The following is a 14193-nucleotide window of genomic DNA, read 5'->3' on the forward strand; positions in this document are numbered from 1 at the left end:
TTGCGAAATTATCATTTCGCAACCTAAGGAACGAAGCGCCTATGAAACCTCGTCAGCGGCAGGCGGCCATTCTTGAGCATCTGCAAAAACAGGGAAAATGCTCGGTGGAGGATCTGGCCCACTACTTTGACACCACCGGCACGACGATACGCAAGGACCTCGTATTGCTCGAAAACTCTGGCGCCGTCATTCGAACCTACGGCGGCGTGGTGCTCAATAAAGACGAAGCGGACCCGCCTATCGACCACAAAACGCTGATCAATACCCACCAGAAAGCGCTGATTGCCGAAGCCGCCGTAAAATTTATCCACGATGGCGACTCGATCATTCTGGATGCAGGCAGTACCGTCCTGCAGATGATCCCCCTGCTCAGCCGCTTTAACAACATCACGGTGATGACCAACAGCCTGCACATCGTCAACGCCCTGTCGGAGAACGACTGCGAGCAGACCATCCTGATGCCCGGCGGCACCTTCCGTAAAAAATCCGCGTCGTTCCACGGGCAGCTGGCGGAGAACGCCTTCGACCACTTCAGCTTCGATAAACTGTTTATGGGTACCGACGGCATCGACCTGAACGCGGGCGTCACGACGTTTAACGAGGTGTTCAGCGTCAGTAAAGCCATGTGCAACGCCGCGCGGGAAGTGATTCTGATGGCGGACTCGTCGAAGTTTGGCCGCAAAAGCCCCAACATTGTCTGTAGCCTGGAGAGCGTCGACAAGCTGATTACCGACGCGGGTATCGACCCGGCGTTCAAAAAAGCGCTGGAAGAGAAAGGCATCGACGTGATCGTAACCGGAGAGAGAGATGAGTGATTTTCTGTTAGAAACGGGCCGCCAGACGCTAATGCTGGAGCTGCAGGAAGCCAGCCGCCTGCCGGAACGTCTGGGCGAGGATTTTGTCCGCGCGGCCAACACCATTATCCACTGCGAAGGCAAAGTGATCGTGGCGGGCATCGGTAAATCCGGCCATATCGGCAAAAAGATTGCCGCGACGCTGGCCAGCACCGGCACCCCGGCCTTCTTCGTGCACCCTGCCGAAGCGCTGCACGGCGATCTGGGAATGATTGAAAGCCGCGACGTGATGCTGTTTATCTCCTACTCCGGTTCGGCGAAAGAGCTGGATCTCATTATTCCGCGCCTGCAGGAAAAATCGGTCGCCCTGCTGGCGATGACCGGGAAATCCCGCTCGCCCCTGGCGCTGGCCGCCAAAGCGACGCTGGATATTTCCGTTGAGCGTGAAGCCTGTCCGATGCACCTCGCCCCCACCTCCAGCACCGTGAATACCCTGATGATGGGCGACGCGCTGGCGATGGCGGTAATGCAGGCGCGCGGGTTTAACGAAGAAGATTTCGCCCGCTCGCATCCGGCGGGGGCGCTCGGGGCGCGCCTGCTCAACAAGGTCCACCACCTGATGCGCACAGAAGATGCGATTCCACAGGTCAAGCTCAATACCAGCGTCATGGACGCGATGCTGGAGCTGAGCCGTACCGGTCTGGGGCTGGTAGCGGTGTGCGACGACGACGGGTACGTCAAAGGCGTGTTCACCGACGGCGACCTGCGCCGCTGGCTGGTGGGCGGCGGTAAGCTGGAAACAGACGTGTCTGACGCCATGACCCAGGGCGGGCTGACGCTGAACGCCGAGAGCCGCGCCATTGAAGCCAAAGAGGTGCTGATGAAGCGCAAAATCACCGCCGCACCGGTGGTGGATGACACCGGCAGGCTGTGCGGTGCCATTAACCTGCAGGATTTCTATCAGGCCGGGATTATCTAACCCTTCAGCCCGAGACGCTTCGCCAGCCGGTGCAGGTTGGCGACGTCCATCTCCAGCGCCCGGGCGCACGCCGCCCAGTTGCGGTTATTCTGCTCCAGCGCGCGGGTAATCATCTGACGCTGAAACGCCTCTGTCGCGTCACGCAGATTTTCATGTGCTCTCTCTGGTACAGCCTGCGCAATAGACGAAATTTCATCATGCTGCGCAAAATGCCGGGCATGTATAACCACTTCATCACCCGAACGCGTCGCTCGCGCCAGCACCACCGCGCGGTGAATCGCGTGTTCCAGCTCGCGCACGTTGCCCGGCCAGCCGTAGCTCAGCAGATGCGCCCTCGCCCCCGGGCTTAACACCACGCGGGAAAGCCCCATCCTGAGACGGCACTGTTCGCAGAAATAGCCCGCCAGCAGCACCACGTCGTCCCCGCGCTCGCGCAGCGGCGGCACGGTAAGCGGGAACACGCTCAGGCGGTGGAACAGGTCGGCGCGGAACTGCCCGGCAAGCACCGCTTCACGCAGGTCGCGGTTCGTCGCCGCCAGCACGCGAACGTCCACTCTGTGACTGCGGTCGTCCCCCACGCGCTGGATATCGCCGTACTGTAATACGCGCAGAAGTTTGGCCTGGAGCGACAGAGAGAGCTCACCTATTTCATCCAGAAACAGCGTGCCGTTATCGGCCATTTCGAACTTGCCGCTGCGGTTGCTGATGGCGCCGGTAAACGCCCCTTTGACGTGGCCAAACAATTCGCTTTCCGCCACGCTTTCCGGCAGCGCGGCGCAGTTGAGGTACACCAGCGGATTGACCGCGCGCGGCGACGCTTCGTGAATCGACTTCGCCACCAGCTCCTTGCCGGTGCCGGTCTCCCCGAAGATCAGCACGTTCAAATCGGACGCGGCAACAATCTCAATCTCTTTTTTGAGCTGCGCCATGCCCGGCGAGAGGCCAATCATCTCCGTGTGCGTCACCTGCTCAAACGCCGCCGGGCTGCCGGGAGAAATATTCTGACTCTCCAGCTGTTCAATCAGCAGCGCATTGTTCAGCGCCCCGGCGGCCAGGGCGGCAATCAAGCGAAGCTCCTCATCGCTGAAGGTATCGAACTGGTCCGGCGACAGGCCGTCGAGGGTCAGCGCGCCAATCAGATTCTGCCCGGCAAACAGCGGCAGGCCAATACAGGCGTGCACCTTCAGGCTCTCCTGGCCTGGAATCAGCCCGTCGTACGGGTCGGGCAGATCGCTGTCCGCCGGGAAACGCACCACGTCACCCGCACGGGCGATAGTTTCCAGACGCGGGTGGCCTTCAAGGGTAAAGCGCCGCCCGAGCACGTCCTTCGCCAGGCCGTCGATGGCCAGGGGAATAAACTGCCGCCCCTCGTAGCGCAGCAGCGCCGAGGCGTCGCACGCCAGCACGTGGCGCAGCGTGGAGATCAGCCGCTGGAAGCGGTCCTGATGACCAATACCGGTTTGCAGTTCAATGGCGATTTTCGCCAGCACGTCTACGGAAAAGCTCATCTCTGCCTCGCTGTCATTTTGACAATGCATGTTGTCATAGTGACACTGTTTTTAATAGTCATAATGACTACCCACTTCGGATTATCAAAATATTAACCTATAAAAATCAATATATTAAAAGTTGGCACGCGGCTTGATATAAGCAAACCATCCTATTTGAAAAACGCGATATTACGCTAAGGTTTGCTATGTCTATTCTGGTTAAAAATAACATTCATTGGGTGGGTCAACGTGACTGGGAAGTGCGCGATTTCCACGGGACGGAATATAAAACGCTGCGCGGCAGCAGCTACAACAGCTATCTCATTCGTGAAGGTAAAAATGTGCTGATCGATACCGTCGATCACAAGTTCAGCCGCGAGTTCGTGCAGAACCTGCGCAGCGAAATCGATCTGAACGACATCGACTACATCATCATCAACCACGCGGAGGAGGATCACGCCGGGGCCCTGACCGAGCTGATGTCGTATATTCCGGACACCCCGATCTACTGCACCACCAACGCCATCGACTCGATCAACGGCCACCACCACCATCCGGAGTGGAACTTCCACACCGTGAAAACGGGCGACGCGCTGGATATCGGCAACGGCAAGCAGCTGATCTTCGTGGAAACGCCGATGCTGCACTGGCCGGACAGCATGATGACCTACATGACCGGCGACGCGGTGCTGTTCAGCAACGACGCCTTCGGCCAGCACTACTGCGACGAACGTCTGTTCAACGACGAGGTGGATCAGACCGAGCTGTTCGAACAGTGCCAGCGCTACTACGCCAATATCCTGACTCCGTTCAGCCGTCTGGTGACGCCTAAAATCACCGAGATCCTCGGCTTTAACCTGCCGGTGGAGATGATTGCCACCTCCCACGGCGTGGTGTGGCGTGAAAACCCCACCCAGATCGTGGAGCTGTACCTGAAGTGGGCGGCGGATTATCAGGAAGATCGCATCACGATCTTCTACGACACCATGTCCAACAACACCCGCATGATGGCGGACGCCATTGCCCAGGGCATCAACGAGGTGGACCCGAACGTGGCGGTGAAAATCTTCAACGTGGCGCGCAGCGATAAAAACGAGATCCTCACCAACGTCTTCCGCTCCAAGGGCGTGCTGGTGGGCACCTCCACCATGAACAACGTGATGATGCCGAAGATTGCCGGTCTGGTCGAAGAGATGACCGGCCTGCGCTTTCGCAACAAGCGCGCCAGCGCCTTTGGCTCCCACGGCTGGAGCGGCGGCGCGGTCGACCGCCTTTCCACCCGTTTACAGGATGCAGGGTTTGAGATGTCGATGAGCCTGAAAGCGAAATGGCGGCCGGATATCGACGCCCTGGAAATCTGCCGCCAGCACGGCCGCGACATTGCCCGTCAGTGGGCGCTCGCACCGCTGCCGGAAACCGCCCCCGCCGCGGCGGTTGCGCCGGAAGCCGTAGCTGAAGCCGCCGCTGCCGACCTCGGTCCTTGCATGCAGTGCAGCGTGTGCCAGTGGATTTACGACCCGGAACGGGGCGAGCCGCTGCAGGATGTCGCCCCGGGCACGCCGTGGAGCGAGGTGCCGGACACCTTCCTCTGCCCGGAATGTTCCCTCGGGAAAGACGTCTTTGATGAACTGGCAACGGAGGCAAAATGAGCCACGGTATCGTCATTATCGGCTCGGGCTTTGCCGCCCGCCAGCTGGTGAAAAATATCCGCAAGCAGGACGCTAACGTGCCGTTGACGCTGATCGCCGCCGACAGCATGGACGAGTACAACAAGCCTGATTTAAGCCACGTCATTAGCCAGAACCAGCGCGCAGACGATCTCACCCACCAGACGGCGGGGGCGTTCGCGGAACAGTTTAACCTGCGTCTGTTTCCGTACACCTGGGTTACCGATATCGACGCCAACGCCCGTCTGGTGAAAGCGAAAGATAAAACCTGGCAGTACGACAAGCTGGTGCTGGCCACGGGTGCCTCTGCGTTTGTGCCGCCGGTTGAGGGCCGCGAGCTGATGGTCACGCTCAACAGCCAGCAGGCGTATCAGGCCAGCGAAACGGAGCTTCGCGACGCCACGCGGGTGATGATTGTCGGCGGCGGGCTGATCGGTACCGAGCTGGCGATGGATTTCTGCCGTGCGGGAAAATCCGTGACCCTGGTCGACCACGCGGCGAGCATTCTGTCGGCGCTGATGCCCGCTGAAGTGAGCTGCCGCTTACAGCATCGTCTGACCGACATGGGCGTGCATCTGCTGCTGAAATCGCAGCTGCAGAGCCTGAGCAAAACCGGCAGCGGCATACGTGCAACGCTCGACCGCAGCCGCAGCGTGGAGGTGGATGTGGTGATTGCGGCGACGGGGCTGCGCCCGGAAACGGCGCTGGCGCACCGCGCAGGCGCCGAAATCAACCGCGGCGTGAAGGTTAACAGCTACCTGCAAACCACCCAGCCGGACATGTATGCCCTGGGCGACTGCGCGGAAATTAACGGCCAGGTGCTGCCGTTCCTGCAACCGATTCAGTTAAGCGCCATGTGCCTGGCGAAAAACCTGCTCGGGGGCAACGCTCCGGTGAAATTACCCGCCATGCTGGTGAAGGTAAAAACGCCGGAAGTGCCGCTGCATCTTGCAGGTGAAACGCAGCGTCAGGATCTGAACTGGCAAATTGCCCTTTCGCCGCAGGGCATGGTGGCGCGCGGCACCGATACCGACGGTCAGATGCGCGCCTTTGTCGTCAGTGAGGACAGGATGAAGGAGGCCTTCGCCCTGCTGAAATCGCTCCCTGCTTAACCCTCCTGTTGCCGGGTGGCGCTGCGCTTACCCGGCCTACATGCAGACCCGTAAAAGCGTAGCGCAACCGGACTGGGTCGTTCAGGAACGTACCACCAGCGCGTCGTAGCCGCGCCAGCGGTAATTCGCCATGGAGATCAGCCAGCAGGCGACAAACAGACCCACGACGACAAACCCGGCGTTGCCCAGATTGTCGTTTACCGCGCCAATCAGATCCCAGAGGCCGCCGCTGAGGGCAAATTTATCCATCAGCAGACCCAGCGCTTCCAGCCCGCCGATAAACAGCGCCACCACCACGGAGGTGCCGGTGATGGTCATGTTGTAGTAAAGCTTGCGCTGCGGTTTGTTAAACGCCCAGCCGTAGGCACCCACCATCAGCAGGTTGTCGAGGGTATCCACCAGCGCCATGCCGCTGGCGAAGAGTGCCGGGAAGATCATGATTGACCACACCGACATTCCGCTGGACGCGCTGGCGGCAGAGATCCCCAGCACGCCGATCTCGGTGGCCGTATCAAAGCCGAGACCAAACAGGAAACCGACCAGGTACATCTGCCAGCTTTTATTGACGAGGCGGAAGGTCTTGCCGAACAGCCAGTTCATTACCCCGCCCTGAGCCGGTAGCGTGATGTCGTCCTGCACCGGCCTGCCGCGTTTTAGCGCCTGAAAACTGCGCCAGACGCCGCGCAGGATCACCATATTCACCAGCGCCATCGCCAGCAGGAAGGTCGCGGAAACGGCGGTGCCAATCAGGCTGCCGGTTTCGTGGAACCACGCCATGTTCTTCTGAAACGCCGTGGCGGTAGCGGCGATGGCAATGGAGGCCAGCACCACGATGGTGGAGTGGCCCAGCGAGAACCACGCCCCCACGCCGGACGGGCGTTTGCCCTGCTGCATCATCTTACGCGTCACGGTATCAATGGCGGCAATGTGGTCAGCGTCCACCGCATGACGCAGTCCGTAGCACCACGCCAGCAGGCTTGCCGCCATCAGCGCCGTGCTGCCGCTAAAGGTGTGCCATGCCCATCCCCAGGCCAGCAGGTTTGCCATTACCAGAGCCAGCAGCAGAAGCGCGGCGCGAGGTTCATTGCGTAACAGTCGTAACATTTTAAGTCCTTTGTAAACATGACCGGGCTGCGGCGACCACCGCCTGCCCGAAGGAGATCGCTCCGTCACCTGCGGGCAGGCGCGAAGGAAAAAGAAGCGTAAAGTCAGAAAGATAATGACGCAGACGCGCGCGCAGCAGACGGTTGTGCAATACCCCGCCGCTGAGGCAGATTGTCGACAGCGACAGGCGCCGGGCGTGAAACGCGGCGAGCTGCGCCAGCCCTTTTGCCAGCGCGTCGTGAAACGCCCAGGCGCGCGCGCAGGGCTCCGCCTGCCAGCTCAGCCACTGCTGCCAGAAAAGCGCGAGATTATCCGCGTCCAGCGTCACCGGATGGTCGACACCCGCGCACTGCGATGCCAGGGCTTCCAGCCGGCAGGCGGCTTCACCTTCCCAGGATTGCGTTTCGATACCCAGCGCGCAGGCGACTGCATCAAACAGGCGACCGCAGGACGAGGCCCGCGGCGCGTTGAGGCCACGCTGGATCGCCGTCGCCAGCAGCGGCCAGTTCTGGCGCTGTACCGCGTGGGTTTCCGGGTACTGCTGCCAGTCAGGCACAAACGCCAGGCAGTGGGCGAGCAGATTGCGCCACGGCTGCCGCGCCGCCAGATCGCCACCCGGCAGCGCAACGGCAGGCAGGCCCCCCAGATGCGCATAGTCGAGATAGCTGACCCGCAGGCACTCTCCACCCCACAGCGCGCCGTTTTCCCCCATGCCGATCCCGTCCAGCGTCAGGGCGATAACGTCTCCGCCCTCGCGCGGCCAGCCGTTTTCGGCCATGCACGCCGCCGCGTGAGCGTGATGGTGGTGTACCTCTTCAAGGGGCAACGCCTGCGCCTGCGCCCACTGGCGAGCGCGATACCCCGGATGGGCATCGCACACCACGCGCGTCGGCTGAAAGGCGTAAATGTCCTGCATCACCGACAGCGCGGAACGCCACTGCGCTTCCACACCCTCGTCACCGAGATCGCCAAAATGCTGGCTCAGCACCGCCTGGTTCCCACGCACCAGGCAGAAGGTGTTTTTCATCTCCGCCCCGGTGCACAGCATGGCGGGGATATTGTCGAACCCGGCAGGCAGCGTGATGGCATCCGGCACAAAGCCGCGCGCGCGGCGCAGCATCGCACCGTCCCGATCCATCACCGAATCGTCCATCCGCTGCAGGATATCGCGGTTATGCAGCAGGAAGCCGTCCGTGATGCCGCTGAGCTCATCCAGCGCCTGGCGGTTGGTGACGGCAGGCGGTCTGCCGCTGAGGTTGCCGGAGGTCATCACCAGCGGGCGCTGACTGTCCATCATCAGAAGATGCTGCAGCGGGTTCGCAGGAAGCATGATGCCCACGGTATCCAGACCGGGCGCGATACCTTCCGGGAGCGCGGGCAGCCAGGCTTTTGGCGTGAGCACAATGGGTGCGGCGGGTGAGCGTAGCAGTGCCTGAACCGTCTCCGGCAGGTCATCCGCATGCGGGATCATTACCGCCAGCGGCTTCGACGGGCGCTGCTTGCGTGCCCGAAGCGTCGCGACCGCCTGCGGGTTACGCGCATCGCAGACGAGGTGAAAGCCGCCCAGCCCTTTAACCGCGACAATACCGCCGCTTTTCAGCATCGCTACCGCCGCGCGCAGCGCAGCCTCGCGCTCAGCGGTCATGTCGCCCGCACGCCACGCCAGCGCGGGTCCGCAGTCCGGGCAGGCGACCGGCTGGGCGTGAAAACGGCGGTCGGCAGGATTACGGTACTCTGCTTCACACGGCCCGCAGAGCGGGAACGGCGCCATTGCCGTGGCCGGACGGTCATAGGGCATCGCGCGGATAATGGTAAACCGCGGCCCGCAGTGGGTGCAGTTGATAAACGGATAGCGATAGCGGCGTTCGCGTGGGTCGCACATCTCAGCCAGACACGCCGGGCAGGTCGCGGCATCGGGGACAATCTGGGTGTCCATCGTCCCGGCCCCGCTGTGGCGGATGGTAAAGTCCTCCGGCACGTGCGCCCAGGTAAACGGCTGCGTTTCCACGCGATCAATGCGTGCCAGCGGCGGGCAGTCCTGATGCAGCCTCGCGGTAAAGGCCCCCCCATTACCCGCGAGGCGCACCAGCACGCCCTCTCCGTCATTGCAGACGTCACCGGTCAGCTGAAGCGCCTTCGCCAGCTGCCAGACGAAGGGACGAAACCCCACGCCCTGCACCTTGCCGCGCACCCGCAGCTGAACGCCGTTGCTGCTCATACGGTTCAGAACAGCAGTGATGACGAGGTGTCGAACGCCGCGCGACGGCGCTTTTCGGCGCTCATCTGCTCAAGCTTGTCGCGATCCACGCAGACCAGCGCGTGCGTCGGGCAGGCTTCCATACAGGCCGGGCCGGCCTCACGGTGGTAGCACAGGTCGCACTTGTTGGCTTCGGCTTTCTCCGCCCGCACGCTCAGCCCCATGCCGCTGTTGCGCACCACCGGACGGACCACCACCTCCATCGCGCCATACGGGCAGGCAACCACGCAGGTTTTGCAGCCAATGCAGCGCTCCTGCATCACGTGCACAAAGCCTTTCTCGCGTTTAATCGCCCCGTTCGGGCAGACGTTCGCGCACGGAGCGTCTTCGCACTGGCGACAGATGGCGGCGGTGGAGATATTCACGCCTTTGATGACGTGGATGCGCGGCAGGAAGGTGTCAGGGGTGAGCGACGCACAGTCCTGCTCCGCCTGATGGGAAACCACGCACGCCACTTCACAGGTACGGCAACCAATACACTTACTGGCATCGGCCATAATAAAACGGTTCATCTGCTTCTCCAGCATTACAGTTATGCGCGGAGATATTCATAAACCGTGCCAATAATTAACATATTGATTTTATAGAACTTTAAAAATCGCAGCGGCGCTGTCATCGTCACTTATGACGATGACAGCTGTCGACATCAGCGGTGTGGGCCGTCAATAACCGAGTCGCGCAGGACAAGCTCGCCGGAGAAGGTTTGCTGATATTTAAACTCGCCGCCGTCGAGCATGAAGATCAGGCGGCTGATGGTCTCCTGAATCATCTCCGTTACCGGAATGCGTACGCTGGAGAGCGACGGCACGATGTAGGGTGCGATGGCCACATCGTCGAAACCGATCACCGACACCGCGTCGGGCGTGGCCACGCCGCTGTCGTGCAGCTGCTTCAGGGCACCGATGGCCATATCGTCATTGCTCGCCACCAGCGCCGTAAAGCGCTCACCGCGCGCAAGCAGGTCGGACACCGCCGCCGCGCCGCTGGCGGGGTTCCACTTCCCCTGCGCGATCAGCCCCTCGCGCAGCGGAATACCGTGCTGCGCCAGCGCATCCTTGTAGCCGGAGAGACGCTCGACCCCGGTGGGAGAATCCATCGAGCCGGTGATAAAGGCGATCTCCCGATGCCCTTTCGCAATCAGCTGTGACACCGCGTCCTGGCTGGAGGCTTTATGATCGGACCAGACGCTGTGGCTGCTGTTTTTCCGCAGGCGGCGGTTGAGCACCATAATGGGCTGCTCGCACTTCTCGACGATCGCATCCATCTCATCCACGCTCAGAAAACGCGGATAGATGATCACCGCGTCGCAGCGCATATCCAGCAGATACTGGATCGCCTCGCGCTCCTCATCGGCGCTGTGCTTGCCGTCCGCGAGGATCAGCTGTCGCCCTTTCTCTTCGGTCATGCGCGCGGCGTGAAACAGCAGTTCGCTAAAGTAGACGCCGTGATAAAGGGTGTTCGTCACCACCAGGCCCAGCGTCTGGGTGCGTTTGGTCGCCAGGTTGCGCGCCAGCAAATTTGGGCGATAGCCGCTCTCTTCAATGGCCTGAAACACCCGGTCTTTGGTCTCCTGGCTGACGTAGCCATTACCCGACAGCACCCGGGACACCGTCGCTTTCGAAACGCCTGCCCGCTTCGCCACTTCCAGCATCGTGGTCATGTTTTTTTTCCATCCGAAACTCATGCGGGCAGTGTACTGCACTGCAGAAAAATTGTCGCAGCGGCGACATCACGCTTTCGGCACCTCATTGCGACATTCATCACGAAACGAAAAAATGGTCAAAAAGCGATCTTGTTTCATTCATAAAAACTCATGATGATTATGTGGAACCGGTTTCCTACATTTCACACAACGATAACAGGATCACATCCGATGGCCAAAAATTACGCTGCGCTGGCGAACGACGTTATCAGCGCGCTGGGCGGCAAAGAGAACATCGTCGCCGTCACCCACTGCATGACGCGACTGCGTTTCGTTCTGAAAGACGAAACCCTCACCGACGCCGCGCGCCTGAAAAGCATCAGCGGCGTGCTCGGCGTGGTGCGTAACGACAACCAGTGCCAGGTGATTATTGGCAATACCGTCTCTCAGGCGTACCGCGAGGTGGTAAGCCTGCTGCCCGCTGACCTGCAGCCCGCGGTGCCGGAAGGCCCGCAAAAGCTGACGCTGCGCCGCATTGGCGCCGGGATCCTCGACGCGCTGATTGGCACCATGTCCCCGCTGATCCCGGCGATCATCGGCGGCTCGATGGTCAAGCTGCTGGCGATGATCCTTGAGATGACCGGCGTGCTGCCCAAAGGCGCGCCGACGCTCACCATTTTGACCGTCATCGGCGACGGCGCGTTCTTCTTCCTGCCGCTGATGGTGGCGGCCTCGGCGGCGGTAAAATTCAAAACCAACATGTCGCTGGCGATAGCCATTGCGGGCGTGCTGGTGCACCCGAGCTTTATCGAGCTGATGGCGAAAGCCGCGCAGGGCGAGCACGTTGAGTTCGCCTTTATCCCGGTGACGGCGGTGAAATACACCTACACCGTCATCCCCGCGCTGGTGATGACCTGGTGCCTGTCGTACATCGAACGCTGGGTGGATCGCATCACCCCGGCGGTGACGAAAAACTTCCTCAAGCCGATGCTGATCGTGCTGATTGCCGCCCCGCTCGCCATCGTGCTGATTGGCCCGCTGGGGATCTGGATCGGTAGCGCCATCTCCGCGCTGGTCTACACCATTCACGGCTACCTGGGCTGGCTCTCCGTGGCGATCATGGGCGCATTGTGGCCGCTGCTGGTGATGACCGGGATGCACCGCGTCTTTACGCCGACCATCATTCAGACCATTGCCGAAACGGGCAAGGAAGGGATGGTGATGCCGTCGGAAATTGGCGCCAACCTGTCGCTCGGCGGTTCGTCGCTGGCGGTGGCGTGGAAAACGAAAAACCCGGAGCTGCGCCAGACGGCGCTGGCGGCGGCGGCCTCCGCCATCATGGCGGGGATCTCTGAACCGGCCCTGTACGGCGTCGCGATCCGTCTGAAACGCCCGCTGATTGCCAGCCTGATCAGCGGCTTTATCTGCGGCGCGGTGGCGGGCATAGCCGGTCTTGCCAGCCATTCGATGGCGGCACCGGGGCTGTTCACCAGCGTGCAGTTCTTCGACCCGGCCAACCCAATGACCATCGTCTGGGTGTTTGGCGTGATGGGTCTGGCAGTGGTGCTGTCGTTTATTCTGACCCTGATACTGGGCTTTGAGGATATTCCGGTCGAAGACGAGGCTGAAAAAGCGCGCGCCCTGCAGACCGCACCGGTACAGAACAACGCAGCAAAAGCATAAATTGAAAGCGAGGTAAGAATGTCTGTTTTTCCACAAGGATTTTTATGGGGCGGCGCGCTTGCCGCCAACCAGAGCGAAGGGGCTTACCGTGAAGGCGGCAAAGGGCTGACGACGGTCGATATGATCCCCCACGGCGCGAATCGCCTGGCGGTGAAGCTCGGTAAGGAAAAGCGTTTCTCGCTGCGTGACGACGAGTTCTACCCGAGCCACGAGGCGATTGATTTTTACCATCGCTATAAAGAGGACATCGCCCTGATGGCGGAGATGGGCTTTACGGTGTTCCGCACCTCGATCGCCTGGAGCCGCCTCTATCCGAACGGCGACGAGCCGCTGCCGAACAAAGAAGGCATTGCCTTTTACCGCGCGGTGTTCGAGGAGTGCAAAAAGTACAACATCGAGCCGCTGGTGACCCTCTGCCACTTTGACGTGCCGATGCACCTGGTGACGGAGTACGGCTCCTGGCGCAACCGCAAGATGGTCGATTTCTTCGCCCGCTACGCCCGCACCTGCTTCGAAGAATTTAACGGGTTGGTGAAATACTGGCTGACCTTCAACGAAATCAACATCATGCTGCACAGCCCGTTTTCCGGCGCGGGACTGGTGTTTGAGGAAGGCGAAAACGAAGACCAGGTGAAATACCAGGCCGCGCACCACGAGCTGGTGGCGAGCGCGCTGGCGACCAAAATTGCCCACGAGGTAAACCCGGAAAACCAGGTCGGCTGCATGCTGGCGGGCGGTAACTTCTACCCCTACTCCTGCAAGCCGGAAGACGTGTGGATGGCGCTGGAGAAAGACCGCGAGAACCTGTTCTTTATCGACGTGCAGGCGCGCGGAAGCTACCCGGCCTACTCTGCCCGCGTGTTCCGCGAGAAAGGCGTGGTGATTGTTAAAGATCCGGGCGATGACGAACTGCTGAAAAATACCGTCGACTTTGTGTCGTTTAGCTACTACGCCTCGCGCTGCGCCTCGGCGGACATGAACGCGGGCAACACCAGCGCGGCGAACATCGTGAAGTCCCTGCGCAACCCGCACATCCAGGTGAGCGAATGGGGCTGGGGCATCGACCCGCTCGGGCTGCGCATCACCATGAACATGATGTACGACCGCTACCAGAAGCCGCTGTTCCTGGTGGAGAACGGCCTGGGAGCGAAAGACGTCGTTGATGAAAACGGCGAGATTAACGACGACTACCGCATCAGCTACCTGCGCGAGCACATCCGCGCAATGGGGGATGCGATTGAGGACGGCGTGCCGCTGATGGGCTACACCACCTGGGGCTGCATTGACCTGGTCTCGGCCTCAACCGGTGAGATGAGCAAGCGCTACGGGTTTGTGTACGTTGACCGCGACGACGCCGGGAACGGCACGCTGGAACGGAAACGCAAGAAATCGTTCGGATGGTATAAGAAGGTGATTGCGAGTAACGGGGCGGATCTCGAGTAGCCTGTTTTGCCGGGTGGCGGCT

At 61.0% G+C, this 14193-nt stretch carries 11 protein-coding genes; 6 read left to right on the forward strand and 5 right to left on the reverse strand.

Annotated elements, in window-relative coordinates; all coding sequences use genetic code 11:
* Positions 1–41: 41 nt before the first annotated feature.
* Both srlR and gutQ read left to right on the forward strand, forming a co-directional pair.
* On the forward strand, positions 42–815 hold the full coding sequence (gene srlR / locus ACOTXT_RS02065; protein ID WP_008499558.1) for a glucitol operon DNA-binding transcriptional repressor SrlR: 774 nt from the start codon (positions 42–44) through the stop codon (positions 813–815).
* A complete protein-coding gene (gene gutQ, locus ACOTXT_RS02070) occupies positions 808–1773 on the forward strand; it encodes an arabinose-5-phosphate isomerase GutQ (RefSeq protein ID WP_021241948.1) in 966 nt (321 codons plus the stop codon). Before srlR ends, gutQ begins: the two co-directional genes overlap by 8 nt.
* On the opposite strand, the gene norR is transcribed toward gutQ, so the two are convergent.
* Entirely contained in the window at positions 1770–3281 is a 1512-nt protein-coding gene (gene norR / locus ACOTXT_RS02075) for a nitric oxide reductase transcriptional regulator NorR (protein WP_055321959.1), read from the reverse strand. The two genes, gutQ and norR, sit on opposite strands and share 4 nt — an antisense overlap.
* A gap of 188 nt (positions 3282–3469) precedes the next feature.
* Here norR and norV point away from each other — a divergent pair, with 188 nt between their 5' ends.
* Both norV and norW read left to right on the forward strand, forming a co-directional pair.
* Entirely contained in the window at positions 3470–4912 is a 1443-nt protein-coding gene (norV, locus tag ACOTXT_RS02080) for an anaerobic nitric oxide reductase flavorubredoxin (protein WP_055321960.1), read from the forward strand.
* Entirely contained in the window at positions 4909–6042 is a 1134-nt protein-coding gene (gene norW / locus ACOTXT_RS02085) for an NADH:flavorubredoxin reductase NorW (protein WP_055321961.1), read from the forward strand. Before norV ends, norW begins: the two co-directional genes overlap by 4 nt.
* Positions 6043–6123: 81 nt before the next feature.
* On the opposite strand, the gene ACOTXT_RS02090 is transcribed toward norW, so the two are convergent.
* The 4 genes from ACOTXT_RS02090 to ACOTXT_RS02105 form a co-directional block, all read right to left on the reverse strand.
* Entirely contained in the window at positions 6124–7146 is a 1023-nt protein-coding gene (locus ACOTXT_RS02090; protein ID WP_021241944.1) for a HoxN/HupN/NixA family nickel/cobalt transporter, read from the reverse strand.
* Between the two features lies 1 nt (position 7147).
* Entirely contained in the window at positions 7148–9364 is a 2217-nt protein-coding gene (gene hypF, locus ACOTXT_RS02095; RefSeq protein WP_333163981.1) for a carbamoyltransferase HypF, read from the reverse strand.
* Between the two features lie 5 nt (positions 9365–9369).
* On the reverse strand, positions 9370–9915 hold the full coding sequence (gene hydN, locus ACOTXT_RS02100) for an electron transport protein HydN (RefSeq protein WP_008499565.1): 546 nt from the start codon (positions 9913–9915) through the stop codon (positions 9370–9372).
* Between the two features lie 134 nt (positions 9916–10049).
* Positions 10050–11063: a LacI family DNA-binding transcriptional regulator gene (locus ACOTXT_RS02105; protein WP_023325960.1), complete on the reverse strand. Its 1014-nt coding sequence runs from the start codon at positions 11061–11063 to the stop codon at positions 10050–10052.
* A 213-nt stretch (positions 11064–11276) separates the two neighbouring features.
* Here ACOTXT_RS02105 and ascF point away from each other — a divergent pair, with 213 nt between their 5' ends.
* Entirely contained in the window at positions 11277–12728 is a 1452-nt protein-coding gene (gene ascF, locus ACOTXT_RS02110; RefSeq protein ID WP_008499568.1) for a PTS cellobiose/arbutin/salicin transporter subunit IIBC, read from the forward strand.
* An 18-nt stretch (positions 12729–12746) separates the two neighbouring features.
* A complete protein-coding gene (locus tag ACOTXT_RS02115) occupies positions 12747–14171 on the forward strand; it encodes a 6-phospho-beta-glucosidase (RefSeq protein WP_021241941.1) in 1425 nt (474 codons plus the stop codon).
* Positions 14172–14193: the final 22 nt, after the last annotated feature.

It is taken from the genome of Enterobacter cloacae complex sp. IR5422, from assembly GCF_049238165.1.
Lineage (GTDB): Bacteria > Pseudomonadota > Gammaproteobacteria > Enterobacterales > Enterobacteriaceae > Enterobacter > Enterobacter roggenkampii.

Bases quoted from the DNA above. Each gene is read 5' to 3' on its own strand.
- srlR (WP_008499558.1), top strand. From the start codon at position 42: ATGAAACCTCGTCAGCGGCAGGCGGCCATTCTTGAGCATCTGCAAAAA.
- gutQ (WP_021241948.1), top strand. From the start codon at position 808: ATGAGTGATTTTCTGTTAGAAACGGGCCGCCAGACGCTAATGCTGGAG.
- norR (WP_055321959.1), bottom strand. From the start codon at position 3,281: ATGAGCTTTTCCGTAGACGTGCTGGCGAAAATCGCCATTGAACTGCAA.
- norV (WP_055321960.1), top strand. From the start codon at position 3,470: ATGTCTATTCTGGTTAAAAATAACATTCATTGGGTGGGTCAACGTGAC.
- norW (WP_055321961.1), top strand. From the start codon at position 4,909: ATGAGCCACGGTATCGTCATTATCGGCTCGGGCTTTGCCGCCCGCCAG.
- ACOTXT_RS02090 (WP_021241944.1), bottom strand. From the start codon at position 7,146: ATGTTACGACTGTTACGCAATGAACCTCGCGCCGCGCTTCTGCTGCTG.
- hypF (WP_333163981.1), bottom strand. From the start codon at position 9,364: ATGAGCAGCAACGGCGTTCAGCTGCGGGTGCGCGGCAAGGTGCAGGGC.
- hydN (WP_008499565.1), bottom strand. From the start codon at position 9,915: ATGAACCGTTTTATTATGGCCGATGCCAGTAAGTGTATTGGTTGCCGT.
- ACOTXT_RS02105 (WP_023325960.1), bottom strand. From the start codon at position 11,063: ATGACCACGATGCTGGAAGTGGCGAAGCGGGCAGGCGTTTCGAAAGCG.
- ascF (WP_008499568.1), top strand. From the start codon at position 11,277: ATGGCCAAAAATTACGCTGCGCTGGCGAACGACGTTATCAGCGCGCTG.
- ACOTXT_RS02115 (WP_021241941.1), top strand. From the start codon at position 12,747: ATGTCTGTTTTTCCACAAGGATTTTTATGGGGCGGCGCGCTTGCCGCC.